The sequence below is a fragment of the Alistipes sp. genome, from assembly GCF_020026455.1.
Lineage (GTDB): Bacteria > Bacteroidota > Bacteroidia > Bacteroidales > Rikenellaceae > Alistipes.
In genome coordinates, this window is the sequence record NZ_JAHHQJ010000003.1 from 77,271 (window position 1) to 103,811 (window position 26,541).

19 protein-coding genes, 4 tRNA genes and 1 riboswitch are annotated in these 26,541 nt (G+C 58.9%); of the genes, 9 read left to right on the forward strand and 14 right to left on the reverse strand.

Annotated elements, in window-relative coordinates; genetic code table 11:
* Nucleotides 1-296: 296 nt before the first annotated feature.
* Genes QZ460_RS02495 through QZ460_RS02505 form a run of 3 tightly spaced genes read right to left on the reverse strand, consistent with a single transcriptional unit; the run spans nt 297 to nt 2,204 of the window.
* A complete protein-coding gene (locus QZ460_RS02495; RefSeq protein WP_290540014.1) occupies nt 297-1,052 on the reverse strand; it encodes an ATP-binding cassette domain-containing protein in 756 nt (251 codons plus the stop codon).
* Nucleotides 1,049-1,792 carry an ABC transporter permease gene (locus QZ460_RS02500; protein WP_290540015.1) on the reverse strand — a complete coding sequence of 248 codons (744 nt, stop codon included), beginning with the start codon at nt 1,790-1,792 and terminating at the stop codon, nt 1,049-1,051. The genes QZ460_RS02495 and QZ460_RS02500 overlap by 4 nt, the downstream gene beginning before the upstream one ends.
* A gap of 1 nt (nt 1,793) precedes the next feature.
* On the reverse strand, nt 1,794-2,204 hold the full coding sequence (locus QZ460_RS02505) for a DUF4834 family protein (RefSeq protein WP_290540016.1): 411 nt from the start codon (nt 2,202-2,204) through the stop codon (nt 1,794-1,796).
* Nucleotides 2,205-2,309: 105 nt separating this feature from the next.
* On the opposite strand from QZ460_RS02505, the gene purB reads away from it, so the two are divergent.
* On the forward strand, nt 2,310-3,656 hold the full coding sequence (purB, locus tag QZ460_RS02510; protein ID WP_290540017.1) for an adenylosuccinate lyase: 1,347 nt from the start codon (nt 2,310-2,312) through the stop codon (nt 3,654-3,656).
* Between the two features lie 70 nt (nt 3,657-3,726).
* Here purB and QZ460_RS02515 read toward each other — a convergent pair whose 3' ends face one another.
* On the reverse strand, nt 3,727-5,361 hold the full coding sequence (locus QZ460_RS02515; RefSeq protein ID WP_290540018.1) for a PL29 family lyase N-terminal domain-containing protein: 1,635 nt from the start codon (nt 5,359-5,361) through the stop codon (nt 3,727-3,729).
* Nucleotides 5,362-5,606: 245 nt separating this feature from the next.
* Nucleotides 5,607-5,809: riboswitch (cobalamin riboswitch) on the reverse strand.
* A gap of 330 nt (nt 5,810-6,139) precedes the next feature.
* On the reverse strand, nt 6,140-7,006 hold the full coding sequence (locus QZ460_RS02520; RefSeq protein WP_290540126.1) for a bile acid:sodium symporter family protein: 867 nt from the start codon (nt 7,004-7,006) through the stop codon (nt 6,140-6,142).
* Between the two features lie 152 nt (nt 7,007-7,158).
* On the opposite strand from QZ460_RS02520, the gene QZ460_RS02525 reads away from it, so the two are divergent.
* The 5 genes from QZ460_RS02525 (at nt 7,159) to QZ460_RS02545 (ending at nt 15,429) form a co-directional block, all read left to right on the forward strand.
* Nucleotides 7,159-7,755, forward strand: coding sequence for an RNA polymerase sigma-70 factor (locus QZ460_RS02525; RefSeq protein WP_290540019.1), 597 nt, complete (start codon nt 7,159-7,161; stop codon nt 7,753-7,755).
* A gap of 113 nt (nt 7,756-7,868) precedes the next feature.
* Nucleotides 7,869-8,834, forward strand: a complete 966-nt coding sequence (locus tag QZ460_RS02530; protein ID WP_290540020.1) for a FecR domain-containing protein — start codon at nt 7,869-7,871, stop codon at nt 8,832-8,834.
* Between the two features lie 21 nt (nt 8,835-8,855).
* Nucleotides 8,856-12,197, forward strand: a complete 3,342-nt coding sequence (locus QZ460_RS02535; protein ID WP_290540021.1) for a TonB-dependent receptor — start codon at nt 8,856-8,858, stop codon at nt 12,195-12,197.
* 19 nt (nt 12,198-12,216) lie between these two features.
* Nucleotides 12,217-14,085 (forward strand): RagB/SusD family nutrient uptake outer membrane protein, encoded by a 1,869-nt coding sequence (locus QZ460_RS02540; RefSeq protein WP_290540022.1) that lies wholly within the window; start codon nt 12,217-12,219, stop codon nt 14,083-14,085.
* Nucleotides 14,086-14,106: 21 nt separating this feature from the next.
* Complete coding sequence (locus QZ460_RS02545; protein ID WP_290540023.1) at nt 14,107-15,429, forward strand: DUF1735 domain-containing protein; 1,323 nt, start codon at nt 14,107-14,109, stop codon at nt 15,427-15,429.
* A 330-nt stretch (nt 15,430-15,759) separates the two neighbouring features.
* Here QZ460_RS02545 and QZ460_RS02550 read toward each other — a convergent pair.
* From QZ460_RS02550 to QZ460_RS02570, 5 genes are all read right to left on the reverse strand, one after another.
* A tRNA-Val gene (locus QZ460_RS02550) sits at nt 15,760-15,834 on the reverse strand.
* A gap of 40 nt (nt 15,835-15,874) precedes the next feature.
* A tRNA-Val gene (locus tag QZ460_RS02555) sits at nt 15,875-15,949 on the reverse strand.
* A 273-nt stretch (nt 15,950-16,222) separates the two neighbouring features.
* The gene (locus tag QZ460_RS02560; protein ID WP_290540024.1) at nt 16,223-16,816 is read right to left on the reverse strand and encodes a hypothetical protein; all 594 of its coding nucleotides are present in this window, start codon (nt 16,814-16,816) and stop codon (nt 16,223-16,225) included.
* Between the two features lie 167 nt (nt 16,817-16,983).
* A tRNA-Val gene (locus tag QZ460_RS02565) sits at nt 16,984-17,058 on the reverse strand.
* Nucleotides 17,059-17,175: 117 nt separating this feature from the next.
* Nucleotides 17,176-17,249, reverse strand: a tRNA-Asn gene (locus QZ460_RS02570).
* Between the two features lie 125 nt (nt 17,250-17,374).
* Between QZ460_RS02570 and QZ460_RS02575 the strand changes: the two genes are divergently transcribed.
* From QZ460_RS02575 to gltA, 3 genes are read left to right on the forward strand one after another with little or no spacing between them, the layout of a single operon-like run.
* Entirely contained in the window at nt 17,375-18,454 is a 1,080-nt protein-coding gene (locus QZ460_RS02575) for a DUF1573 domain-containing protein (protein WP_290540025.1), read from the forward strand.
* Between the two features lie 23 nt (nt 18,455-18,477).
* Entirely contained in the window at nt 18,478-19,362 is an 885-nt protein-coding gene (locus QZ460_RS02580; RefSeq protein WP_290540026.1) for a sulfide/dihydroorotate dehydrogenase-like FAD/NAD-binding protein, read from the forward strand.
* Between the two features lie 4 nt (nt 19,363-19,366).
* Nucleotides 19,367-20,767 carry an NADPH-dependent glutamate synthase gene (gltA, locus tag QZ460_RS02585; protein WP_290540028.1) on the forward strand — a complete coding sequence of 467 codons (1,401 nt, stop codon included), beginning with the start codon at nt 19,367-19,369 and terminating at the stop codon, nt 20,765-20,767.
* A 675-nt stretch (nt 20,768-21,442) separates the two neighbouring features.
* Here gltA and QZ460_RS02590 read toward each other — a convergent pair.
* The 4 genes from QZ460_RS02590 to QZ460_RS02605 form a co-directional block, all read right to left on the reverse strand.
* The gene (locus QZ460_RS02590) at nt 21,443-22,378 is read right to left on the reverse strand and encodes a sugar phosphate isomerase/epimerase (RefSeq protein ID WP_290540030.1); all 936 of its coding nucleotides are present in this window, start codon (nt 22,376-22,378) and stop codon (nt 21,443-21,445) included.
* Between the two features lie 119 nt (nt 22,379-22,497).
* Entirely contained in the window at nt 22,498-24,261 is a 1,764-nt protein-coding gene (locus QZ460_RS02595) for a BACON domain-containing carbohydrate-binding protein (protein WP_290540031.1), read from the reverse strand.
* A 12-nt stretch (nt 24,262-24,273) separates the two neighbouring features.
* Nucleotides 24,274-25,218, reverse strand: a complete 945-nt coding sequence (locus QZ460_RS02600; protein WP_290540032.1) for a phosphodiester glycosidase family protein — start codon at nt 25,216-25,218, stop codon at nt 24,274-24,276.
* A 35-nt stretch (nt 25,219-25,253) separates the two neighbouring features.
* A complete protein-coding gene (locus QZ460_RS02605) occupies nt 25,254-26,540 on the reverse strand; it encodes a RagB/SusD family nutrient uptake outer membrane protein (RefSeq protein WP_290540033.1) in 1,287 nt (428 codons plus the stop codon).
* Nucleotide 26,541: the final 1 nt, after the last annotated feature.

Genomic DNA, 26,541 nt, shown 5'->3' on the forward strand with positions numbered 1-26,541 from the left:
AAAATTTCGTTATTTTTTTAACAGCACAAAAGTACATACTTTATACAATTTACGCAAATAAAAAATTAAATTTTTTACAAATCGCGAACACATCCGTTTCTCGCCGCGCCCTGTCCGCCCTGTCCCGTTCGCCCTGTCCCGTTCGCCCTGTCCCGTTCGCCACGCCTTGTGTGCCGCAAACCGCCGCCGCGCCCCGTCCACCATGCCGTGTCCGTCACGCCCCGTTCGCCGCACCCTGTCCGTCACGTCCCGTTCGCCGCCAACCGCCGCCATCGGGGGTGCGCTGCGGCGGGAGCCTACCGGGCAGCCAGTTTGGCCCGTTTGGCCATGGCCGAGGCGAAGACGAAATCGTTCAACTCGCGGTTGTCCGCATGCAGGATGTCGTCCTTGGTCCCCTCCCACCACTTACGGCCGCCGTGGATGTATACAATTTTCTCGCCGATCTCCATCACGGAGTTCATGTCGTGGGTGTTGATGATCGTCGTGATGCCATATTCGCGCGAGATCTCGTGGATCAGGTTGTCAATGACAATCGAGGTCTGCGGATCGAGTCCCGAGTTGGGTTCGTCGCAGAACAGATAGCGGGGATTCATCACGATGGCCCGGGCGATGGCCACACGTTTGATCATGCCGCCCGAGAGTTCGGCCGGATAGAGTTCGTTGGCACCTTCGAGCCGCACGCGCTGGAGGCAGAAATTCACGCGCTCCAGCTTCTCCCGCTCGCTCTGCGAGGTGAAGAGGTCGAGCGGCAGCTTGACGTTCTCCACGACGGTCGAGGAGTCCAGCAGCGCCCCGCCCTGGAAGATCATGCCGATGTCCTTGCGGATGCTCTTGCGCTCCCGGAACCCGAGTTTCGAAAAGTTCACCTTGTCGTACCACACGTCGCCCGAATCGGGTTCGTGCAGCCCCACCAGCGTCTTGAGCAGCACGGTTTTTCCCGAACCGCTGCGGCCGATGATGAGGTTTGTTTTTCCGGTCTCGAATTCGACCGAGATGTCGTCGAGCACCACACGGCCGTCGAACGACTTGACGATATGTTCGGCGCGTATCATATAAGCAGTACTTGTGTCAGAATCAAGTCGAAAAGCAGCACCACCACACAGCTGGCCACCACGGCGCGCGTCGAAGCCGTGCCGACCTCCAGCGAGTTGCCCCGTGCGTTGTAGCCGTAGAAGGCCGAAATCGAGGTGATGATGTAGGCGAAGAAAACGGTCTTGATCAGCGTGTAGGTGATCGAATAGGGTTTGAAATCCATCAGCAGTCCGTCGACATAGTCGGCGGGGATCATGATGCCGGTCGCGGCGGCGATGAGGTATCCGCCCAGAATCCCGATCAGGATCGAGAGGATCGTCAGAAAGGGGAAGAAGAGCATCGCGGCAACGATCTTCGGGAGGATGAGGTACGAAGCGGAGTTGACGCCCATGATCTCGAGCGCATCGATCTGTTCGGTGATGCGCATGGTTCCGATCTCCGAGGCGATCGACGAACCGACCTTTCCGGCGAGAATCAGCGCCACGACCGCCGACGAGAACTCCAGAATCATCGTCTCGCGCGTGGCATATCCCACCAGCGAGCGGGGGATGAACGGCGAATCGAGGTTGATGCACATCTGCAGCGTGATGACCGCGCCGATGAAAACCGAGATGATGGCCGTCAGGCCGATCGAGTCGATGCCGAGCGACTCCATTTCGAAAATGATCCTCCGGCGGTAGATGGCAGCCTTTTCCGGACGGGAAAAGACCTTTCCCATCAGCATGAAATAGCGCCCTATAAGTTCAAAAATCTTCAACATGCTACTTCTTTTCCTCCTCGAAATCGACGTAGTCGCCCACGTTCTGCGATACACGCTTCTCGGGAGCACCCGGGGTTCGGTGCACCTTCACCTCGCCTTCGCGCTCCTTGCGCGGCTGTCCGCCAAAGGGCGACCCGAAGCCGCCGAAACCCTTCGGTCCGGAGTTTCGTCCGAAGTCTCCGCCAAACTGCTGCTCCATCTGCTTGCGCATCTTGCGGATCCGCCAGCGGAAAGCCAGCATCAGTCCGACACCCAAAATAACCAGTCCCATCAGAAAATACAGGATAAACAACGCGATGCCCTTGAGCAGCGCGGGGGCGCCGAGCGCCAGTATAACAATAAGGAGGGTCGTCAGCGGATTGCGCTGCACGAGGCCCGCCAGGGAGTCGATGATTGCCAGTATGAAATTCATTCCGATTTCGGTTTACATCTCCACAAAGGTATGGAAAATTATGCGTTTTTCAATTAAAAGTCGTAAATTTGGCGATTGGAAACGAAAAACAAATCACAATCCCACATGTTAACTCCCCTCACCGCCATCTCGCCCGTCGACGGGCGTTACCGTACCAAAACGGAGAAATTAGCCGATTATTTTTCGGAACAGGCCCTCATTCGCTACCGCATCCGCGTCGAAGTGGAATATTTCATTGCCCTGTGCGAGCTTCCGCTGCCGCAGCTGGCCGGCATCGACCGTTCGAAATTCGCCGCCCTGCGCTCGCTCTACCTCGATTTCTCGGACGCCGACGCCCTGCGCGTGAAAGAGATCGAGTCGGTGACCAACCACGACGTGAAGGCCATCGAATACATCATCAAGGAGAAAATGGACACCCTCGGGCTGGCCGACTACAAGGAGTTCGTCCATTTCGGCCTCACCTCGCAGGACATCAACAACACGGCCATTCCGCTCTCGCTGAAAGAGGCGATGACGGGCGTCTACTACCCCGTCATCGAGGAGGTCCGCGACGCGTTGGCGTCGTTCGCCAAACAGTGGCGCGAAGTCCCGATGCTGGCGCGCACGCACGGACAGCCCGCCTCGCCGACCTCGCTGGGCAAGGAGTTTTCGGTATTCGTCGAGCGGCTTGAAAAACAGCTGTTCATGCTCCACGACATCGCCGTGCCGGCCAAGTTCGGCGGCGCCACGGGCAACTTCAATGCCCACCGGGCGGCCTACCCCGCGATCGACTGGGTGGCTTTCGCCAACCGGTTCGTGAACGAGACGCTGGGGCTTTGCCGCTCGCAGTACACCACGCAGATCGAGCACTACGACAATCTGGCGGCCATCTTCGACAACATGAAGCGCATCGACACCATCCTCATCGACCTTTCGCGGGACATGTGGACCTACATTTCGATGGAGTACTTCAAGCAGCAGATCAAGGCCGGGGAGGTCGGATCGAGCGCCATGCCCCACAAGGTCAACCCCATCGACTTCGAGAATGCCGAGGGTAACTTCGGCATCGCCAACGCCATTTTCGAACACCTCTCCTCGAAGCTGCCCGTTTCGCGCCTCCAGCGCGACCTGACCGACTCGACCGTGCTGCGCAACATCGGCGTACCGATGGCCCATGCGGTGATCGCCTTGCAGTCGCTGCTCAAGGGGCTGAACAAGGTGATCCTCAACCCCGAGGCACTGGAGTGCGACCTGGAGAACAACTGGGCCGTGGTGGCCGAGGGCATCCAGACCATCCTGCGCCGCGAGGGCTTCCCCAAACCCTACGAGGCATTGAAGGCCCTCACGCGGACCAATGCCCACATCACCCGCGAATCGATTGCGGCATTCATCGAGACGCTCGACGTCGCCGAATCGGTCAAGGCGGAGTTGCGGGCCCTCTCGCCCTCGACCTATACGGGAGTATTCCGGTAGGCCGCAACCGCCCTCGAAAACAAAGGCAGGACCCGAAAGAGTCCTGCCTTTATTCATCCCGACGGATCCGCTACTCCTTGCAGCAGCGCACCGTATAGCCGTAGGAGCGGTTTACGTCCAGCTCCGGATTGATCGACCCCGACGTACTGCCCTGCTTCTTGACATACAGATAGTAGGCCTTGGCGGCTGTCGCCTTCGACGACCAGTAGCCGCCCGAACCGCCGCTTGAAGCCCGCTGGCCGACGATGGCTCCGGAACTGTACGTGCGGTAGCCCTGCCCCGGATACCAGGCCGTCTGCCCGTTGTGGGTATAGGTCACACCATAGTTTTCGACATCCCATGCCGACACTCCTTCAATGTAGTTGCGCCCCGAGCTCAGATTCTCCCAGGCGTCTATATCCGGCACCTTGTATCCCGGCGGACAGGGATCGTTCAGGGTCTTGGCCTCTCCCCACAACCTTGCATTCGGCTTCGCCAGCCAGTTGTAGTCGTTTCCGACCTTGTTGTTGTAGAACGTCATGGGATTGGCAGCAGCTACCTCCGGCATCACGGCGGTCTTGGTGATGTTCCACGTCAGCTCCGGGTAAGCGGGATTCACCACCGTGCCGTTCTTCGCCTCGAGGAACGCATTGGCCGAAGTTTCCGTCTTCGTGCCCCAGTAGAACGGATCCTTGCGCCCCCACTGGTAATACATGCCGTAAGCATCGGTTCCGCCGACCGTAGTCCCCACGGCCCCCAGGTTGCGGTCCATGAAGACCACGCCGTTTTCATAGGCCATCGTCTGCGGGGCGTCGGTCACCCAGATGTGCCAGCTCCAGACGATGCGGCCCTCCTGCATCAGGGCAACCAGTGTGTTGCCCCGGCCTTCGCCGACCTTGAGGACCATGTCTCCCGACTTCTTGTCGAGCCCGATTTCCGAGACCAGCCCTTCCGAGTCGGTCCACAACCAGTCGGCCGTCATGTTGTCCGCCAGCTCGATCGCCGGCTCGAACCCGACGCCTTCGCCGGCTCCGTTTCCGCGTACCCGGGCATTGAACACATACGTCCCGGGGGCCGAAACCACATAACAGTTGGCCGTTCCCGCAGCACTCAGGTCGTTGACCTGCGCTGCCGAGAGGCTCCCGCCGTCGGCCAGAGCGATCTCCACCCGGCCGTTTTCGGCCTTCACCGAACGGAACAACGCCACATGCTCGTTGCCGACAGCCTTGACCGGATTCCCGGAGGCATCCCCGATCCGCCAGGGCGTCACGGCGGCATCCGTCGTCACGGTCCAGAAGCCCTCGTTGTCGCGCCCCATCACCGGAACAGGTCCCGAAACGGGCATCTTGCCGCCGGAAGCATCCTTAAGCCAGGGCTTGTCCTTTTCCGAGGCCAGCGTCCAATACCAGACATCCCCGTCGGCCGCAATGCCGACCAGCGGCGTTTCGGCCGCGGCATTGCAGGCCAGCACCACTTCGGTCCCGTCGCGGAACATCAGACCCACGCCCGCCTCCGTCTCGGCCACCGACCGCACTTCCGACTGCGCCACGGCCCCGGCCAGCGTCTTCAGCACCACCAGACCCTCATTCAGGTCCCCGATCTTTTGCAGCAGTTCGGCCGAGGGAGGGGGAGCGGGCTGGGAGCCATCCGGCTCCGGGGACCCGCATTCGCTCTTGCAGCCGCCCAGAAGCAGCGCCCAGGAGCAGATCACAACTAATTTTCTCATCATACCTTATTCTTTAATTAATGGTTTCATCGATTCCGTCCGTAACGGACCGACTTCACGGCGAATCCCGCGCAGACAACAACAGGCATGACGACCCGGCAAAGCATGGCTGCGATTGTCCCATCCGACCGTAAAAACGTCTGTCCGAAGGGGTTCGCGACACCAGCAAAGAAGAAAACCGAAGCAGATAAGGACCCGGGGAGGGGCCGGCGACGACTTCAGGCACTCCCTTTCTCCGCAGGAGCAAACACCCTATCGCGCAAGGCAGGTCTTCTGACTCGTCCCCCGAGGCGGCGCCTTCCCGGTCCCGGAAGACCAGTGGCTCAAGAATGCCGGAACGGAACAAACCCTTGCGGGCGGGACTCACAGCAGCGGGAACTGTCGCCGATTCACACGGCATTCCCTTTTAATTCCCCTCCACGGGGAAACCATTGCCCGGCAAAGGTACACTTTTCTCCGTAGGAAGCAAGCGCTCCGGCGGAATATTTCCGCCGAACACATCCCGCAGTCCCGTGCAGCAGCCCGTTCCGCCCACGATGCGCCCCTTTTCCGGCAACCGGCGGCGCCACTTTGGCACGCGCTTTGTACCTATTCCGGTCAACTGCGGCACAGCAACCGCAGTGAGGTTTCTTCATTTATTTAAGTTTGGGTTAGTAGTTTTAGGAGGGCAACCTCCGGGGACAGCAGGCAATCGTGAGATTCCCTGCTGTTTTTGTCTCCGCATGCCGCCCCGCCGGACGGCATCCGACCGACCGGCAAACACAGAGCGCCCCGCCCCTCAGCAGCCTTGCTCCACCCGCTTCGGCAGCAGCTTCAGATACAGCAGCAGGACCACGTTCATCACCAAGGCATAGACAATGGCCGGGACAGCCATTTCGCCGCTGTTGAAGATCAGCGGCGAGGTGGCGACTGCAATCGCCTGCGCGGCATTCTGCATGCCGATCTCGATGACGATCGTGCGTCGCACCGCCTGCCGGAGGCGGAACAGACGGGCCAGCAGCGCCCCGCCCGCCATTGCGAACAGGATCAGCATCCCGGCAGCCAGGCCCAGCACGCCGATATTTTCCAGAATCGTCTCAGCATACTGCACGAAAAAGACCGCGGCAAGCAGCATCAGCGCCGGAAAGGCCACACGTCCCAGCACCTCATGCACACGCTGTGCCGCCCGGGGCCGCCAATACTTGAATAGCGCCCCGCAGCACATCGGCAGGAACAGCAGAACGATGTTCTGCGCCAGCAGTTTCCCGACCGGGAGTTCGATCTCCGCCCCGGCATGCACGGCAACGAAACGTGCAGCGAAACCCATCACCAGCGGAATCGTGAACAGCGTGATGAGGCTGCTCAAGGCGGTCAGCGTCACCGAGAGGGCCACATCGCCCTTGGCCAGCATCGAAAAGACATTCGACGAACTGCCTCCGGGACAGCAGGCGATCAGCATCATCCCCAGAAAATAGACCGACGGAAGACGGAAGAGCATCCCCACGCCGAAGGCGATGAGCGGCAGCAGCAGCAATTGGCCCATCAGCCCCGCGACGACGGCTGCCGGACGGCGGATCACCCCGGCAAATGCCTGCCGGTCGAGTTCGATGCCGAGTTGAAACATCAAGACGATCAATATGGGCAATACAATCCAGACGGTATTCATAAGCAACATAAAAACGGTGATTCCGGGGCACGGACCTTCCGGCATCCCGGTTCCATTTTCCTGCAAAGGTGAGTCTTTTTTCGGGAATCCGGTCCGTTTTCCGGAAAAAATTGTAATTTTAGCCTCCCAAATTACGCGAGAGACGACGGTTTATGTCCCTGACCCCCCAATACGACACCCTCGACAACCGGCAGATCATCCGCCGGCTCAACGCCGGGGACCGGCAGTGTTTCGAATCATGCTACCGACTCTATTACAAAGGATTGTGCAGTTTCGCCTCACGCTGGGTATCCCTTCCCGTAGCGGAAGACATCGTACAGGACACGATGCTCTACATTTGGGAAAACCGGAACATGCTGATGGAGGAACTGTCGCTCAAAGGCCTTCTGTTCATGATCGTCCGCAACAAGTCGTTGGACCGCATCTCCAGCCAAAAGGTCCATTCCCGCGTCCACCAGCAGTTGGAAAAGAAATTCGCCGACCAGTTCGACTCCCCGGACTTCTACCTCGGCACGGAACTCGCACGACTCTACCACGAGGCACTCGCCCAACTCCCCGAGCAGACCCGGCGCATCTTCGAGATGAGCCGCTTCCAGGGCATGACCCATCAGCAGATCGCCGCTGAGATGGAAGTATCGCCCCAGACCGTCAACTACCATATCGGCCAGGCACTCAAAGTCCTCGGCGTCGCCCTCAAGGACTACCTGCCGCTGATCGCCCTGTTTTTCGAAATGCCGGGGAACAACTGAAAGCCCGGCCTCCGCAACCCTCCATATGCAATAAAAACGAAAATCCGAAAAAAATCGGGCTTTCGTTTAGTAACCATTTCCCCACAATCGTATTACATACAGAACCCGAACCTATGAAAGAGATCGACGACAACCTGCTGACCGAATTCCTCGAAGGAAAGCTCGACGAAACCGCCAACCGCGAAATCGAAAACTGGTACGACGCCTCGGAAGAGAACCGCCGCCACCTCGAAACACTCTACTTCGTACTCTTTACCGGAGACCGGCTCCGGGCCGCCGCATCCGTCAACACCGACCAGGCCTTCAGAGCACTGCAGCGACGCATCGAGGTGCGCCGTACAAAATCAAGGCCCCAATGGAGGCAGATCGCAGCGCGCTACGCCGCCATCCTCATCGCAGGCGTGATCGTCGCAGGCATGTATCTCTATCAGAACCTACCGGACGACCGTCGCTGCACGGTCAGTGCCGAGCGCAGCGACTGCTCGGTAACGCTGCCCGACGGCTCCGTCATCCGGCTCACCCGCAGTTCGCAGCTCAACTATCCGGCCTCATTCGACGACAGCAACCGCAAGGTACACCTCATCGGCGAAGCCTTTTTCGAGGTCAGCAAACGCAACGGAGCACCGTTCACCGTCTCCACGGTCCACAACGCCGAAGTCGTGGTCCGCGGAACCAAATTCAATCTGAAAGCCTACGACGACTGTTCCGATATCGAAACCGTCCTGGTCGAGGGAGCCGTCGATTTCCACGCCGCGGAACATGTCGTGGCCCTGCACCCGGGGCAGAAAGTCTCCTACAATCCCACAGACAACGATCTGATGCTGCAAACGGTTAACATAGAGGCGGAGCTGGCCGCACGCCTGCGTACGTTCCGCCACGTCGCCCTGGGGCAGATCACCGGGGTAATCGAAAAATTCTACGGCATAGGTATCAACTTCCGCTGCGAGTCGCTCAAAGACATCCGATTCACCGGGACCCTCGACTTCAACAAGCCGATCGACCATATCCTCGAAGTATTGACGCTCTCGACGAGCACCCGTTTCCACCGCAACGGCGAAAAAATAACCATCCACAAATAAACCAATCTCAATCAAACCTCTATGAAACGAAAATTACTCCGCATGCGGCATGCCTGGTGTCTGCTGGCAACATGCCTGACACTTCTTATTCCGTGGGGAGGAGCCATGCAGGCGGCACCATCGCCTCAGCAGACTTCGGTCCGCATTGAAAACGTAACCAGCCTGAAAGAACTGATTCAGGAGATCGAATCGCAGACCTCCTACCGGATCTCCTACCAGGGCAACCTGGCGGACAACATCCCCGTAAAGATAGCCGATTCGACGAAACCGGTCTCCCTGCTGCTCGACGAAGCCCTGCGCGGAACCGGCATTACCTACATCATCCGCCAGAACAACATCATACTGACCCGTGCGGCGACACAAGGCACCTCATCCGCAGCCAAGACTCCGCTCACGCCGCGAAAACAGCACATCGCGGGTCTGGTCCTCGATGCTGCAACCCGGCAGCCCATCATCGGCGCCACGATCTGGATCAAGGATTCGGCTCTCGGCACGAGCACGGCATCGGACGGTTCGTTCGACTATTCGTTCACCGGCAATTTCGGCTTCGTGACCGTCTCCTACGTCGGCTACCAGACGCAGGAGTTCCCGATCGGCCACATTCCGGGAGTAATCACCCTCTCTCCGGACAATAAACTCGAAGAGGTCGTCGTCGTCGGCTACGGAGCTCAGAAAAAGGCCAGCATCATCGGTTCGATAGCCTCCGTTCCGGTCAACGACATCAAGATGCCCACGGGCAAGATTTCAAACAACCTGGCCGGACAGCTCGCTGGCGTCATCTCCATACAGCGGTCGGGCGAACCGGGCAGTTCGTCGACCTTCTGGATTCGCGGCATCAGCACCTTCGGCTCGAATCAGTCGCCGCTGGTGCTGGTCGACGGCATCGAGCGCGACCTCGACCTGGTGGACATCGAGGACATCAAGGAGTTCTCGATCCTCAAGGACGCTGCAGCAACTGCCGTCTACGGTGTACGCGGCGCCAACGGCGTCGTGCTGGTCACCACCCGCGAGGGCACCATAGGCAAGCCGCAGATCAACATCAAGTTCGAGGCCGGCATGGTACAGCCGACCAAGATTCCCGACATGGTCGACGCCGTCCAGTTCGCCGAAATGTACAACATGGCGGCCGGATACGACTTCTACTCGGAGGAGGACATCCGGATGTACCGCGACGGTTCGGACCCGGACCTGCACCCCAACATCAACTGGGTGAAGCGGCTCTATAAGGACTACTCGTTCAACCAGCGCGTCAACGTCAACATCTCGGGCGGCGGCTCGACAGCCAAATACTACATCTCGGGAGGTTTCTACAACGAGGACGGTCTGTTCAAGGCCGACAACATGAAGGAGTACAACACCTCGGTCTTCTACCGTCGGTTCAACTTCCGTTCGAACGTCGAAGTCCAGCTCCACAAATACACCAAACTCAACATCAATCTGGCCACCACGTTCGAACGCAAGAACGAACCGGGTTCGGGCGCCACCGGATCCGACGGCATCTGGGGCTATGCGATCAAGACGGCAGCCAACGCCTTCCCGGACGTCTATTCAAACGGTTTTCTGGCCGGCCCGGCGTCGGGACAGGGCGAGAACCCTTATGCGCTGCTGACGCAGACCGGCTACCGCGAAATCTTCTACAACACGGCACAGTCGCTGTTCGTGCTGACGCAGGACCTGGGCGACTGGGTGACCAAGGGCCTCACCGTTTCGATCAAGGGCTCGTTCGACGCCAAGAACGAAAACAGCCTGGGCCGCACGAAAACCTCGCCCCAATGGCTGGCCACCGGCCGCAACGAAGCGGGCGAACTCCTGTTCAACCAGACGAAGATCGGCGAGGAAAGCCTCAACTACAACCAGAGCAACAGGGGTCACCGTTCGGTCTACTTCGAAGCCGTAGCCAACTGGGCACGCACCTTCGGCAGACACTCCATGTCGGCGATGTTCCTCTTCCAGCAGTCGCAGAAGAACTACGTGGGTGAAAACGCCAACAACTCGGAAAAAGCGCTTCCCTACCGCCATCAGGGCATCGCGGGCCGTATCACCTACAACTACGACAACCGCTACTTCATCGAGGGTAACTTCGGCTACAACGGTTCGGAGAACTTCTCGCCCAACCACCGCTTCGGTTTCTTCCCGTCGATCGCTGCGGGTTACGTCGTCTCGAACGAAAAATTCTTCGAACCGATCCGCAATGTAGTCAGCATGCTCAAACTCAAAGCCTCCTACGGTCTGGTGGGCAACGACCAGATCGGCGGCGACCGCCGTTTCATCTACAACGAAACCGTGGTCGGCGGCGGCAGATACCATTTCGGCACGACACCCAGCCACTACTCCTCGATTCGTCTCGGCGAATTTCCGAACCCCAACGTAGGCTGGGAAAAGGCCAAGAAACTCAATCTCGGCGCCGACCTCTCGTTCTTCAACCGGTTGAACATATCGGCGGATTATTTCAAGGAGAACCGCGAGGGCATCTTCCTCCAGCGCAAATCCATCCCCATGTACGTGGGTCTGAACACCCGACCCTGGGTGAACATCGGCAAGATGCGCAACAGCGGCATCGACGCCTCGCTCGAATACCACCAACCGCTCGGCAAGGACTTCCAGCTCACCGTGCGCGGCAATTTCACCTACGCACGCAACCGGATCATCGACCAGGACGAACCGGACTACGCCTATATCTACATGAACCGCAGCGGTCAGAGACAATACCAGCAATTCGGTCTGGTGGCCGTCGGACTCTTCCAGAACCAGGAAGACATCGACTCCTGGCCCATGCAGAACTTCGGCGAGGTAAAACCGGGCGACATCAAATACCTCGACCTCAACGGCGACGGCATTGTCGACAGCTACGACACGAAGCCCATCGGCTACTCGGACATTCCCGAGATCGTTTACGGATTCGGCTTTTCGCTGCAATGGAAAGCACTCGACCTGTCGGCATTCTTCCAGGGCGTGGCCCATGTCAACTTCTCGACCTACAGCAACCAGACGCGGGCGTTTGTCGGCCGCAGCCTCAAGGAATCGAGCGTATTCGCCGACCTCTACGGCAACACCTGGACCCCGGAGAACCCCGGTGCCAAATACCCGCGCATAACGACCGGCGTCATCGACAACAACAACCAGCAGTCGACCTTCTGGATGGTCAACGGACGTTACCTGCGTCTGAAGAACCTCGAGATCGGCTACACGCTGCCCAAACGCATCGCCAACAAGATCGCCATGCAGAGCCTGCGCGTCTACCTCTCGGGTGTGAACCTGTTCACGTTCAGTCCCTTCAAACTGTGGGACCCCGACCTGCAAACCGGAGCCACCAACTACCCGAACAACCGAATCATCAACCTCGGTCTCACGATCGGTTTCTAACCCCTAACCGGCAACAACCATGAAAAATACGATTAAAATATTCGCCCTGTTCCTGACAGCCGGAGCCCTGCTCGCCTCCTGCGACTCATACCTCGACCGCCAGCCCGACGAGCCGCTAACTTCGGCCAACATATTCAAAAAGCAGAAGACCGCGTTCCAATACCTGACCAACATCTACTCCTACCAGCCGGATTACGATTCTCCCGCCTGTGTGTCACACTACGAAGACATTCCCTGGGAGGCCTGCTCGGACGAGACCTCATTCGCCTATCTGGACCGGATCTACACCCAAATCAACTACGACGCGTGGAATCCGTCACTCCCCGTCTACCGCAACGATACCTACAACACCCCCTATAAGGGCATCCGCGAAGCCAACTACTTCATGCAGCACATCCACGAATGCCCTCCGGAAGAGCTGAACGATATCGACAAGGGCTACTACTACAACGAGGCCCGCTTCCTGCGCGCACATTTCTATGCCTTGATGCTGCCCGTCTACGGTCCCGTCTTCCTCGTCGGCGACGAGCTGGTGGACTTCACGCAGAGCGGACTCGACCAGCGCGAGCGCAACACCTGGGAGGAGTGCGTCAACTACGTCGCAAACGAGTTTCAGGAAGCCGCCAAGGGGCTTCCCGACAGCTGGCCCGACATCTACTACGGCCGTGCCACGAAAGGCGCCGCCCTGGCCGCACGTGCCCGCCTGCTGCTCTACTCGGCCCGCAAGCTCTTCAACGGCAACGATCTCTACAAAGATATCGTCAACAAAAACGGCGACCACCTGTTCCCGACCCAGTACGACGAAAAGAAATGGGAGCTGGCAGCCCAAGCTGCCAAAGACGTTATGAATCTGAACCTCTACTCGCTGGTCGGCGCCGAGGGCACGGACCCCTATGCCAGTTTCAACACGCTCTTCACGTCGGTGGGTTCCGGGAGCGGAGCTACGGAGAAGATCTACACGCGCATCGCCAGCGGTCACGAGTGGCGCGTGGTCTCCACACCTCCGAGTGTCGGCGGAACGGCCTTCGGCGGCTACGGCGTCACCCAGAAACAGGTCGATGCATTCGCCATGGCCAACGGCCGCTACCCCATCACGGGCTACACCGACGGCGACCAGGCGCGGCCGATCATCGACCCCGACGCAGGTTACAGCGAAAACGGATTCTCGAGGTTCAGACACCCGATCTACGGCGACGAACTGGAGACCTTCAAAATGTACCAGAACCGCGAACCGCGCTTCTACATCAACGTATTCTGGAGCGGCATGACTTGGCACGGCGCCAACAAGAAAACAACCAACGTCCAATTCTATTTCAACGGCAATTCGGGTCCGGGCAAGTCGCACAACTATACGCCGACGGGATACCTGGTGCACAAGTTCATCAACCCGTCGATCGACACCTCCACCGGCAACTGGGGCTACCTGGACTTCCCCATATTCCGCTATGCGGAGATCCTGCTCAACTACGTCGAGGCGCTTAATGAGTACGATCCCTCGAACGCGGAGATCACGCTCTACCTGAACATGATCCGCAAACGCGCCGGTGTTCCCGACATCGAGAAGGTCTATCCCGACGCCGTCGGCAATCAGACCAGGATGCGCGAACTGATCCGCCGCGAACGTCAGGTCGAGCTGTGCTTCGAAAACCTGCGCTATTTCGACACACGAACCTGGATGACGGCCGAGAAGGACAACAACATGCCGGTCTACGGCATGAACGTCGCCGCCAAGGACCACAAGGCAAACGGTGAATTCTGGCAGCGCGTCATCTGCAAATACGACGGCGGCCGCGACGGCAACCGCGTCTTCACCAAGCGCTGCTACCTCTTCCCGATTTCCCAGGAAGAACTCGACCGCGTGAAATGCACGCAAAACTACGGCTGGTAAACCCCACTAATTCGGATAATCATGAAACTGAAAAACATATTGATACCCTTCGCAGGCGTACTGCTGCTGACCGCCTGCGAGAAAGACCACTGCGACGACAACCTGACCGACCCGCGCGTCTACATCGTCAACAACGGCGTGCAGAACGCAATCTATTACGACGTGGAGGAGACGATCGACTTCGACATTTACGCTTACAGCAGCGGCTATTTCGGACAGCCGTCGGAAGTCAGGATTGTCCCCGCCCCCGATGCCGTCGAGGCTTTCAACGTCGCGAACGGCTCCTCCTACACGCCACTCGGCGAGGAGTATTACCAAATCGTCAAGGCTACCGGATCGATCACGGCCGAAGGCCGCCGCACCACCCTCACCGTCCGCCTCGACTGCAAGGGAATCATGGCGCTGCCCTACATGAACGACTATGTCCTTCCGCTGCGACTCACAGCCACGGGGACCGAGGTCAACGAGAAGTTGAACACCATCCTGATCAACCCCCGGATGCAGGAGACCGAGGTGCTGGCCCAAGACTCCGGAGTTATGGAAAGCGACCTGAGCGCCACCGAAGCCCACACACTCGAATTCACAACCTACACCGAATTCGACAACAAATGGGATTCCGAAATGGAATACGAACACGGCGACGCCGTACTCACAGCCTATAATGCCGAGCACGGCACACAATACATCCCGCTGCCCGAAAGCGCCTACACCTTCACGGGAGCCAACCTGAAAGCCGGCTCGAACAAGGCGGTTTCGACCATAAGCATCGACAAATCGAATCTGACAACAGACCGCTACTACACGTTGGCCGTCAAGCTCAAGGGCAATTCGAAATTCAAGATCGGCGACCGGAACACGGTGCTTTACCACATCTCGCTGCTCCCGATCTACGACAACCGCAGCAAGTGGCAACTCATCTCGTGCAGCTCCTACCAGAACGGCGGCGAGCCCAGATGCATGATCGACAACGACCCCTCGACCCGCTGGGAGAACCGCTACGACAGCAACGGCGTCGGCGACCAGGGCAAGCTCCCGGTAATCACATCCTGGGACATGGGCGACACCTTCTACTGGTGTGGAGTAAGGATCGGCCGCCGTTCGGATGCATATGTTACTGACCTCAAGTCCGGCTACATCGAGCTTTCGGACGATGGCAAAACCTGGACCAAAGTGCAGGACTTCGACTTCGGCGACAAGAGCAATACTTCGACCAGCCTTAGCATTGCGCAGGAGCAGTGGAAGCATAAGGGACGTTACATCCGGCTAAACGCAGCCCAAAGCAACCGCGGCATGATCGTTTCAATTACCGAATTCAAACCTATCCTGGCAAAAATTCCCGAATAACCATAAATCCCGACATTCCCCGACCCGCAGAAAAAAATCGGCTCGGCCCAGCCTGACGCCCCGTGCCCCGGCGGTACCAAGATGATGCCCGGGACCTTTCGGACACCTGACTGCAACGCCATTTGCAGCCTCCCGGACAACACGGTCCACGGTATCGCGCCGGAGAGAGCCTGCCCCGGCAAACGCCGCAACCAGGTGCCCGGCAAACGGCAGAAGGAGGGTTCATGCAAAAGGACGGATACGTGCGTATCCGTCCTTTTTGTGGGTCGGCATTGCGCCAATGACAACGAAAAAGCCTTCCGGAACGAATCCGAAAGGCTTTTCTTCTTGTGGGAACAAGCGGATTTGAACCGCTGACCTCCTGCTTGTCGAGCAGGCGCTCTAAACCAACTGAGCTATGCTCCCCGGCATAAAAAACCATCCTGTTTGGGGATGGTTTCCATTGTGGGAGCTGAGGGATTCGAACCCCCGACCCTCTGCTTGTAAGGCAGACGCTCTGAACCAGCTGAGCTAAGCTCCCTTTTACCGTATTGCGAGTGCAAATGTAGGACAAATAAATTATTCCTGCAAGTCCTCGCTTCATTTTGGGAAATCTTTTTTTGCCGGCACCTCGTCCGGGCTACGCCCCAGCCCGCACATGCACGCAAGACCAACGCCGGCAAGACTACCCAGAATCAGCTGACAATCTTACATTTAAACCACAAAGACAAACTTTCAACACGCTTGGGCCATGAAAATCCCCATTGCCCCAATCCGCAAAACGCAGCATCCGGGTTCCGAACCGGAAATGGATCTAATCCACGCTCTTTTTATAAATATAGGTCAGATAGCGGTCGTCGTTCATGGCCCATTCCTCGCTCTTGAATTCGGATACAAGCGTATAGCCGTTGCGGGCGTAGTACTCGTGATTGCACGACGAATCCGTCCAAAGATACAGATGCCCGTATCCTTTTGATTTCGCCAAGCGCATGATTTCGTTGATCAAGACCTTTCCGTAGCCCGGTTTTGAACTGATGAAGAACGACAGACACAAATCCGTCTCTTCATTCATCCGCGCATAGAGCTTTGGCCCGGTCCGGTCAAAATAGGTACGTACCGCCAAGGCTTCGTCCAACTGCTCCCGATTCATTGCCGGAATATGCCTCTCGAGCCATTCATTGCAGGAGCTTTTGTCGGTTACCCTGCCGGCCAATATGCAGCCGAGCATTCTCCCCTCTTCGACAATCTTGAAGGCAAATTCCTCATTGAGCCAGCCATAACGCACGATGTATTCGCACATCAGCAGACCGTACTCATGGCCCAGTCTTCCAAACTCGTCACCCCAAACGTCATAAGCCAATTTTGCGGCTTCCGCAATATCCGCTTCCGTAAAAATTTCGATCTTCATGCTTGCTTCTGGTCTTGGTTCATGCAGCGATCGCGGAGTAAGCCTCCCGACCTCCCTGTTTTGCAAATATAGATAATTTATCGGGTTCCACAACCAGGCCGACCCGTCCCCGGAAGCAGATAAAAGAAAAACGACCTACAAGGCTGTAAGTCGTCGATCATCAGTTGTGGGAGCTGAGGGATTCGAACCCCCGACCCTCTGCTTGTAAGGCAGACGCTCTGAACCAGCTGAGCTAAGCTCCCCTAAAAATGGCTTGGGACTGCAAAGGCAATCTTCCGATTACCCTCCGGACCACCCTTTTGCGGGCAACCCTTCGCAGGCGTTTGTTGAAAGAACCTTACGCAACCCTCGCGCATCTGCGCCTGAACAAGGACTTGAACCTAGGACCCCATGATTAACAGTCATGTGCTCTAACCAACTGAGCTATTCAGGCTTTTCGAAACGTGTTATCCTGTCGTTTCGGAGTGCAAATATATAGCATTTTTTCATTCCCGCAAAATTATTGCATGTTTTTTTCGCAAAAAAAGTATCTTTGCATGTCGCACAAAACATAAAACAATGGCTCCAAAACGCGTTATCTCACTTATTATCTTGACACTATGCGCCCTGACAGCCTCGGCGCAGAAACAGCTGACTTTTCAGCCCGACACGTGGGACTTCGGCACGATCCGCGAAACCGACGGCCGCGTAAGCCATACGTTCACGGGTGTCAACCGCGGCGACACCCCCCTGGTGATCCTCGATGTGGTGACCACCTGCGGCTGCACGGTCCCCGCCTTCTCGAAGCAACCGATCCTCCCGGGCAGGAAGACGCAGATCACCGTCACCTACGACCCGGCCAACCGTCCCGGCTCGTTCACCAAGGAGCTGTGGGTCTACTCGTCGGAGAAGCGGAAGATCGCCACCCTCACCGTGCAGGGAGACGTCGTCCCGCGACAGAAGAGCGTCGAGGAGCTCTACCCGGTCGATGCCGGTGGAGGGCTGCGGCTGACCTCGACGCTCAACGCCTTCACCTATATCTATCCGGGGCGCCAGGAGCAAGCATCGATCGGCTATGCCAACACCTCGAAACACCCGGTCCGCCTCGAACTGCGGCCCGAGATCGCAAGCGGATTGCTTCGGACCGACTACCCGAAACACATCGCCCCGGGCGAGCGGGGCGAGATCAACTTCTCCTACCTCATCCCCGCCGACAAACCCCGCTACGGGACCGTGCGCGACGTGCTGGAGGTCCTGACCGACGGACAGGGCAACGGCACGAGGCTCGTCACCCACGGCATCGGCGTCGATCCGCAGCCCGCAAATGCAGGACAAAAGGCCCCGAAAGCCGAATTCTCGGAAAATATCCTTAAATTTGGGACGGTCGAACATGCGGGACCGAGCCGGGAAATGCACTTCACGCTTTCGAACACGGGCGGTGCGGAGCTGATCCTGCGGGCCGTCGAAGGCCAGGGACACGTGACCACGACGCTCGCCCCGGGACAGAGAATCGCCCCCGGAGCGTCGCTGCGCTGCAGCATCCGGCTCGATCCCCGGATGCAGGACTACGGCATCATGACCGAACACCTGATGGTGGTGACCAACGATCCCGTGCGGCCGATGCGGCGCATCCGGGTGACGGCAATCATCGAAGAGTGACACACAAACATACTACGGATATAATGTACCCCATTCTTGAAAAAAGACTCCTTGCCGAGGGCATCTGGCAGATGAAGATCCTCGCACCGCGCGTGGCCCGCTCGGCACAGCCCGGACAATTTGTCATCGTGCGTGTCGACGAGCACGGCGAGCGCATTCCGCTCACGATCTCCGATTTCGACACCGCCGACGGCAGCGTGACCATCGTCACGCAGGCCATCGGAGCCTCGACGCGCAAAATCTGCGCACTGAACGAGGGCGACGCCCTGGCCGACTTTGCAGGTCCGCTGGGCCACCCTTCGGAATTTGTCAACATCCCCGCCGAGGAACTGCGCAAACGCCGCTACCTCTTCGTGGCGGGCGGCGTGGGCACGGCCCCGGTCTACCCGCAGGTCAAACGCCTGTGGGAATGCGGCGTGAAAGCCGATGTCATCATCGGCGCCAAGACGCGCGACATGCTGATCTACACCGACGCCATGCGCGCCGTGGCCGAGAATCTCTACATCGCCACCGACGACGGCTCGGAGGGCTTCAAGGGGCTCGTGACGGAGCTGATCGGGGAGCTGATCGAAAAAGAGGGCAAACACTACGACGAATGCGTGGCCATCGGCCCGATGATCATGATGAAGTTCGTCGCCCTCACCACGAAGCGCTACGACCTGAAAACCACCGTATCGCTCAATGCGCTGATGGTCGACGGCACGGGCATGTGCGGAGCCTGCCGCGTGACGGTCGGCGGACGGACGCGCTTCACGTGCGTCGACGGCCCCGAATTCGACGCCCACGAAGTCGATTTCGACGAGGCGATGCGCCGTCAGGGCATGTACCGCACCCAGGAGCAGCGCGCCGCAGCCATCAAGGCCGAGCGCGAGGCCGGACACGTATGTAAGATCGGATTGGACAAATAGGACTATGGCAAACAAGATACCCCGCGTGCCGGTGCGCGAACAGGACCCGGCGATCCGTGCAACCAACTTCGAGGAAGTCTGCTACGGTTACAACCTCGAAGAGGCCACCCTCGAAGCTTCGCGCTGTCTGCGCTGCAAGAAACCCCGCTGCGTAGCAGCCTGCCCCGTAGGCATCCGCATCCCCGACTTCATCGCCGCCCTGCACGAAGGCCGGCTGCAGGAGGCCGCCGACATCATCTCCGAAGACAGTTCGCTGCCGTCGATCTGCGGCCGCGTCTGCCCCCAGGAGAGCCAGTGCGAAGGCTCGTGCATCCTGGGCATCAAGAGCGAACCGGTCGCCGTGGGCAAGCTCGAACGCTTCGTCGGCGACTGGAACCTCGAACACGGCACCCCGGCTGCGCCCGCCGCCGGACACAACGGGCACAAGGTCGCCGTCGTCGGCAGCGGCCCGGCCGGACTGGCCTGCGCCAGCGATCTGGCCCGCATGGGCTACGAAGTGAAGATTTTCGAGGCACTGCACAAGGTGGGCGGCGTGCTGGTTTACGGCATCCCCGAATTCCGTCTCCCGAAGGAGCGGATCGTGGCGCGCGAAATCGCCCAGGTCGAACGGCTGGGCGTCGAGATCGAAACCGACGTGATCGTGGGCCGCACCGTGACCATCGACTCGCTGCTGGACGACGAGGGCTTCGATGCCGTCTTCATCGGTTCGGGCGCCGGACTGCCCCGTTTCATGGGCATCCTGGGCGAGAACCTCAACGGCGTGGTCTCGGCCAACGAGTTCCTGACGCGGGCCAATCTGATGCATGCCTACGACAAGGCGTATGACACCCCGATCTACGTCGGGCAGCGCGTCGTCGTCGTGGGCGGCGGCAATGTGGCGATGGACGCCGTGCGCACGGCCCGGCGGCTGGGCGCGGAGGCCACGATCGTCTACCGCCGTTCGGAAAAAGAGCTTCCGGCACGAGCCGAGGAGGTCCACCACGCCAAGGAGGAGGGCATCCGCTTCCGCATGTTGACCAACCCCACCGAAGTCCTCGGCGACGACAAGGGCTGGGTGACGGGCCTGCGGTGCGTGGAGATGGAGCTGGGCGAACCCGATGAAAGCGGCCGCCGCTCGCCGGTGGTGAAGGAGGGATCCGATTTCGAAATCGCCTGCGACGTGGTGATCATGGCGCTGGGCACCTCGCCCAATCCGCTGCTGGCCGCCACAACCGCAGGTCTTGAAACCAACCGCCGCGGCTGCATCACGGCCGACGAACGCGGAACCACGACCCGCCCGGGCGTCTTCGCGGGAGGCGACGCCGTGACGGGCGCCGCAACGGTCATCCTGGCCATGGGCGCGGGACGCACCGCAGCCAAGGCCATCGACGAATATGTGAAATCGCGAGCAAACAACCCCTGCTAAGCAGGCAACGCCGACTCCGGAGACCGGACCGAGCCCCGATTGCCGGACGGTCTCCGCAGCCGACAACCTGCGCCGACAACCTGCACCGACACGCCCCGGAACCTTCCCGGAGGGACTCACCGCCCCGACGAAGAGCGCCTGCGTCCGCGCACCGTCCATGCACCGTCAGTGCGCCGCCCAAAGATGCCCGGAGCCATCCGGAGCCACCCGAAGCCACCCGAAGCCGTCCGAAGCCACCCGAAGATGCCCGAAGCCGCCCGAAGCCGCCCGAAGCCGCCCGAAGCCGCCCGAAGCCGCCCGAAGCCGCCCCTTGCAAGCCCACAGCCGCGGCCACAGCCACAGCCACAGCCCCAAAGCGAACGGGAACCGGTTTTTCATCCCGACATGGCAGCGCCTCCGGATTTCCGGAGGCGCTGCTGTTGCCGGAGAGACCCGCCGTCCTCCCCGAGAACAGAGGCTCCAAGGCCAATCTGGAGAGCAAATTTGCGGTTGCCGCCCCGTTTGTCCGAATCATGGCAAACCGCAGACGGAAGTTCTGCAACACCTCGCGCCTCCCGGCGTTACAACACAGATCCTCCGCAACCCGATTACATACGTCCCTCCCCAGAACACACATCCAACCGCGACATCGCCTTCCCGGCGCACAACGCAGGAAGGCCTACTCAACCACCCCTGCTACAACGACCGCTTCGACAGCACATACTGTTCGTACATCCGGTCATAACAAGCCTTCAGTTGAGGAAATTCCGCCTTCTTCACTTCGTACATGAAGACACCCCGGTAGTGCGCATCCTCATACAGGGCCTTCAGAATTGCCACCCAGTCGTTATCGCCCTGGCCCTGCCCCGGCATTTCGTGACACTCACTGCGGCCATCACCGTCACAGACGTGAATCGTCCTCACCCGGCGCCCAAGCGCCCGGATCAGCAGTTCGGGGTTGTCGATGTGGTTGGTATCGACCGCGACGTCGACCTCCCGGGGCATCAGTGACATGATATGCAGGACCTCTTCGACCGTACGCCCCAGCGGCCGTTCGTAATTCCGGTCCTTGACCAGTTCGTAGCCCAGCATGTTCTCGATCACCACACGGGCTCCGATCTTCTTCACATCGGGAAGCAGTTCCCCGACCGAGCGCACCAGCTGCACGATCCGCTCATCGCGCTCCCCGTGCCCGAGATACCAACTCGGATGAAACAGCACGATCCGGGGAGAAAGAATCTTGCAGAAGCGCAGCAGACGACGGTGCAGTTCGACACTTCGCTGCCGCACAGCCTCGTCCGTCTGTGAAAGATCGATCTCACGGCCGAAAGGCATATGTACCGACCAGATTTCGATCCCGGCGCGTTTGAGATCGCGCCTCAGTTGGCGGCAACGCGCCTCAATCTGTGTTTCGTCGGCCATCTCCCGGTTCAGAAACAGCGTCGACGCGCTGACCTCGATGGCCTCGATCCCCGCTCTCTTCGCCTCGGCAAAGGTTTCGTAAGTCCAGTTCGTCACCGGACCGAAAATTCCGGATGAGGTCCCCACCTTCAACCGCGGCGGCCGCCCGGCAAACACCGGAACAGCGCATAGGACTGCAAGCAACATCAGTCCGATTCTGTAAAGTTTCATAACTGTAACGATCATAAGAAGTCAGGCCGATGCAATAGCGCGCCGTCATACGGGACGGCCCCGCGTTGCAACGAATAAAAAGAAGCGCACCAAAACAGGCAGGCCCCGTGTAAACAGAACTATTTCACAACGGCACCGATCACCGTCTTGCCCGTACGCGAAGCGCCGGTCTGGTCGATGGTGCTGACCGCCTCACCGAAAGCCGGATCGAGCGTCGCTCCCAGAATCTTCAGCTCCGAAGCGGACATGCCGTACTGGCGTGCCGGATTCGCATCGCCGAGCAGCACGCAGGTCTTCGTCACTCCGCCGTTGTTGCCCAGCGGGCCGAGCATCGAGGCAGGATCGAACACCGCACCCGCAACAGCCACACCCCCGGCATTGTAGACCGTGCCTCCAATAATGGAGTTGGCAACCTTGTGACTGCCATCCTTAAGCCAGGCAACATCGTCGGCAGCGCCGTCTGTCGTATTGCCCGAAATCAGCGTATTGTAGAGTTCGATAGACCCTCCAGCTGCAGCCTGCTGCAATCCCGCGCCATATCCGGCCGTCACTGTCGTGTTACCGGCAATCGTACAGCTGACGATCACGGCCTTGCTCGGCTTGGCCGCCGTGCCATACACCGCAATGCCGCCACCCTTCCCGGAATGATTGCCGCAGACCGTCGAATTGACGATCACCAGGTTGCCGTTTTCACGGACGTAAATCCCGCCGCCGTTCTTGGTGGCATGTTCGGGATTGACGCTGTTGTTCGAGATCGTGGTGTTGCTGACCAACACATTGGTCTTGCCGCCCGTGTCACCGAAGATATACATGCAGATACCGACACCCGAGGTCTTGTTGTTGTCGAACGTACAGTTGTTGATCCGCAGCAGTTTGGCTCCATCGGCCCACAGACAGCCGCCGTTGTATGCTGCCGTCGTCCTGGTCGCATTGTCGGCAACTACACAGTTATCGAACAGAGCCTCGGCACCGGCGTCGACACGGATGGCACCCAAGCGGATGTCCGTATTCTCGACAATCTTACAGTTGAGGATATCCACCGCCGCATTGCCGATAAAAATGCCCGCACCGTAACTCTGGTAGAACTTCACCCCGTTGATCGTCGTGCTGCCCACCGATCCGAACTGCGACGAACCGTTCCTGATCGTAAATCCGTCGAGCAAAGCCTTCATGCCGCCCATCTTGGCCGCCGTCACCGCAACCACGTGGCATACGGCATGGTCGCCGTCCAGAATCGTCTCATTGGCCACGGGATCAGCCACAGCACCCTCGGTCGCGTCGGCCGGATAGCCGCCAATCATCGAGAAATTGCTGTGAATTTCGAACGTATTGTCCAGCGCAGTCTTCATGCCCGTCAGCGGCACCGAAGGCACGTAAGAGCCTGCAGCCACATGGATCACATCTCCGTTCATCGCCCGGTCGATCGCACTGGCAAGCGAGGTCGCCGTCTCCCACGTCAGACCGTCCTTTTCGTCCGAGCCGTCGGTCTTGACATAATAGTGCGTCGCGAGGTCCGAAGCGCTCGCAGCAGCCTGCGTCACGGGCAGCGAGACGTTCTCGCCCTTGATGATGTAAGCCGAGATCGTCGCCGTGCGTTCGTCGAGCGTACGGTTTGCAGCCACACTCACCGTAATCGTGGCATCACCCTGTCCGTACGACGGTTCGAACGAGACCCAGTCCCTGTCGCATTCGATGCGCCACGGAAGGTTCGATCTGATCGAGAGTTCGTAGTCTTTGGAGGACTTCTCTGCCGCAATGTTCTTCTCCACGAACGACAATTCGGGCACCTTGGGCGTAAAGGCCGTATCGTCACTAAAATCCTGACAGGCTCCGAACGCCGCGCATGCGACCGCCAGGAGCAGGTATTGAAATATCTTTTTCATCGGTTCCGTCTTTTATTGTTCGACAATCGCCAGTCCGGTTGCCACCTTGCGCATGACCCCACCCTGGTCGGTCGGCCAGTTCAGCAGGCTGAGTTCGCCCTCCGCGCCGTTGCGGGCGATAAAGGTCGACGAGCCTCCGCCGTCGAGGTTGAGCGCGTCGCAGGCTCCGCAGGCTGACATCAGGTTCATCAGATCCTGCAGATCGGCTCCGTTCGAGTAGTAGAAATTACGACCGTCGACCACCATCAGGTAGACCTCCTTGCCGTCCTGCGACACGCCGATTGCGGTACGCGGTTCCATATTCGCCACCGGCATCGTGTTGCTGCTCTGATCCAACTGCTCGCCGTTCTTCAGCAGCAGCGTACTGCGCCCGCAGACCGCTTCGCGGACGATGTCCTTTTCGAGGGCATACTCCTCCTCCGTGAAGCAGTAGGCCGTGTTGTCCTTCGAGATCACGAAGACATTGCAGTCCGTGCGGTTAAACGAGGTCTTCACCGCCACGCCGTCGCGGTAGCATACGCCATAGGGGATGTAGGTCGTCGTATTGAAGAAGTCGGCATTCGTTCCGCCCAAAACCCTCTTCCCTTTCTTCTGCATCGCTTCGAGCTGCTTCATAATCGTCTGCCCTGTGCCCAGTTCGTTCTCGTCGTTGGCGAGCGTCGTGCGCAGGGTGATTTTATCGCTCAAGGCAATCTTGAACAGGAATAACTGCATGGCCAGTCCGTCGTCGGCCAGAAACGCCATCTCCAACACATCCACACCGTCGGCCAACCTGTAGACCCTGTCGCTCTTCACATGAGCCACATAGCCGTTCGATCCGTCGACGATACTCTGTCCCCAGTCCGTCCGGGCAGTCGGATCAAACTTGGTGTATTCGTCAAACGCATCCGAATTGTCACACGCCGCAAACAGCCACACGCACAACAGCATTCCGATCATATATCTGTATGTTTTCATCGTTTTATCGTTTTATGCATATTGGACAATTTCTGCTAATAACCCGGATTATTCGGCCTGAGGTTCGGATTGTAAAGCAACTCCCGGCTCGGAAGCGGCATCAGACACTGATAGTCCTTCGTACCGAGCGTCTGCGTAGCCTTTCCGGTCCGCACGAGATCGTACCAGCGGAAGCCCTCGGCGAGGAACTCCAGACGGCGTTCCCGAAGCACCGCATCGAGGAAATCGGCTTCGGTTGCCGGATTCTCCAGTTTGTCGAGGCCCCGTTTTTCCCGCAGTTCGTTGAGCCGATCCAGACCGCCGTTGAGCCCCTGTGCCTCGGCACTGATCAGGTACATTTCGGCCAGTCGCGAAATCACCACAGGGTCTGACCCCGTCTGCCCGCTGGGATATTTATTGATGAAATTCAGGTTATCGAGCGTGGTGATCGACACCTCCTTGCGCAGGTCGTTGTCAGCATACATCGTCATCACATCGCTCGCAGGACGGTAGTTGTAACTGCCCTTGTTGGGGTGGTTGTAGGAGTAAAACTGATTGGAAATACGGATCGACGAACCGTCCTCGGTCAGACACGAGAAGGCAAAGATCACCTCCTTGTTGGCCTTCGAGCGGAAAATCTTGTCGAAGTCGTCAAGCGCATAGTTCGGATTAGCAATCAGACTCTCAGCCAGCACCCGAGCCTCGTCCTTCTTGCCCAGATAAAGTTTTACGCGGGCTTTCAGGGCCGTCACGGCGGCAGGCGACACGTAGTAGAAACTATCGGCGCTCAACCCGTTCAGAAAGCCCGAAGCCGCGTCTAGATCCTCCTCAACCAGGGCCCAGGCCATCGACGCCGGATCGCGCGATACCTTGGCCTGAGTGTTCTGCCGCAAGACGGGCACATCGCCGAAACGGGTCACCAGACAGAGGTAAATATGCGCCCGGAAATAGTGACACTCGCCCAATACCCGGTTCCGAATGGGGCTGTCGGCCAGACCTTCGGCGATCGACATGACGTTGTTCACCTGCAGAAGCGCCTCGTAGTAGCCGTTCCACTGACTGCTGACAAACGTATGCAATGCATTGGAAAGCGAGTTGATCAGGGTGATCGGACGGCCCGTGCTGGTCATCAACTCGCCTCCGAAGAGGTCGAACGCAATGTAGGAGTAGTAGGTCGGTCCCTCCTGGACCTCATGGTACATTCCGATACGCAGCGCCTCGATGTCGTCGGAGCCGACCACCGTCGGAGATACCGCCGAATGCGGCTCGATGTCGAGCATGCCGCTGCAAGCACCTGCCAGGGGCAGCAGGGCAAACAAGATAATTTTATGCAACGATTTCATG

What these genes read in the sequence shown, in the direction of transcription:
- QZ460_RS02495 (WP_290540014.1), bottom strand. Translation starts at nt 1,052, where the DNA reads ATGATACGCGCCGAACATATCGTCAAGTCGTTCGACGGCCGTGTGGTG.
- QZ460_RS02500 (WP_290540015.1), bottom strand. Translation starts at nt 1,792, where the DNA reads ATGTTGAAGATTTTTGAACTTATAGGGCGCTATTTCATGCTGATGGGA.
- QZ460_RS02505 (WP_290540016.1), bottom strand. Translation starts at nt 2,204, where the DNA reads ATGAATTTCATACTGGCAATCATCGACTCCCTGGCGGGCCTCGTGCAG.
- purB (WP_290540017.1), top strand. Translation starts at nt 2,310, where the DNA reads ATGTTAACTCCCCTCACCGCCATCTCGCCCGTCGACGGGCGTTACCGT.
- QZ460_RS02515 (WP_290540018.1), bottom strand. Translation starts at nt 5,361, where the DNA reads ATGAGAAAATTAGTTGTGATCTGCTCCTGGGCGCTGCTTCTGGGCGGC.
- QZ460_RS02520 (WP_290540126.1), bottom strand. Translation starts at nt 7,006, where the DNA reads ATGAATACCGTCTGGATTGTATTGCCCATATTGATCGTCTTGATGTTT.
- QZ460_RS02525 (WP_290540019.1), top strand. Translation starts at nt 7,159, where the DNA reads ATGTCCCTGACCCCCCAATACGACACCCTCGACAACCGGCAGATCATC.
- QZ460_RS02530 (WP_290540020.1), top strand. Translation starts at nt 7,869, where the DNA reads ATGAAAGAGATCGACGACAACCTGCTGACCGAATTCCTCGAAGGAAAG.
- QZ460_RS02535 (WP_290540021.1), top strand. Translation starts at nt 8,856, where the DNA reads ATGAAACGAAAATTACTCCGCATGCGGCATGCCTGGTGTCTGCTGGCA.
- QZ460_RS02540 (WP_290540022.1), top strand. Translation starts at nt 12,217, where the DNA reads ATGAAAAATACGATTAAAATATTCGCCCTGTTCCTGACAGCCGGAGCC.
- QZ460_RS02545 (WP_290540023.1), top strand. Translation starts at nt 14,107, where the DNA reads ATGAAACTGAAAAACATATTGATACCCTTCGCAGGCGTACTGCTGCTG.
- QZ460_RS02560 (WP_290540024.1), bottom strand. Translation starts at nt 16,816, where the DNA reads ATGAAGATCGAAATTTTTACGGAAGCGGATATTGCGGAAGCCGCAAAA.
- QZ460_RS02575 (WP_290540025.1), top strand. Translation starts at nt 17,375, where the DNA reads ATGGCTCCAAAACGCGTTATCTCACTTATTATCTTGACACTATGCGCC.
- QZ460_RS02580 (WP_290540026.1), top strand. Translation starts at nt 18,478, where the DNA reads ATGTACCCCATTCTTGAAAAAAGACTCCTTGCCGAGGGCATCTGGCAG.
- gltA (WP_290540028.1), top strand. Translation starts at nt 19,367, where the DNA reads ATGGCAAACAAGATACCCCGCGTGCCGGTGCGCGAACAGGACCCGGCG.
- QZ460_RS02590 (WP_290540030.1), bottom strand. Translation starts at nt 22,378, where the DNA reads ATGAAACTTTACAGAATCGGACTGATGTTGCTTGCAGTCCTATGCGCT.
- QZ460_RS02595 (WP_290540031.1), bottom strand. Translation starts at nt 24,261, where the DNA reads ATGAAAAAGATATTTCAATACCTGCTCCTGGCGGTCGCATGCGCGGCG.
- QZ460_RS02600 (WP_290540032.1), bottom strand. Translation starts at nt 25,218, where the DNA reads ATGAAAACATACAGATATATGATCGGAATGCTGTTGTGCGTGTGGCTG.
- QZ460_RS02605 (WP_290540033.1), bottom strand. Translation starts at nt 26,540, where the DNA reads ATGAAATCGTTGCATAAAATTATCTTGTTTGCCCTGCTGCCCCTGGCA.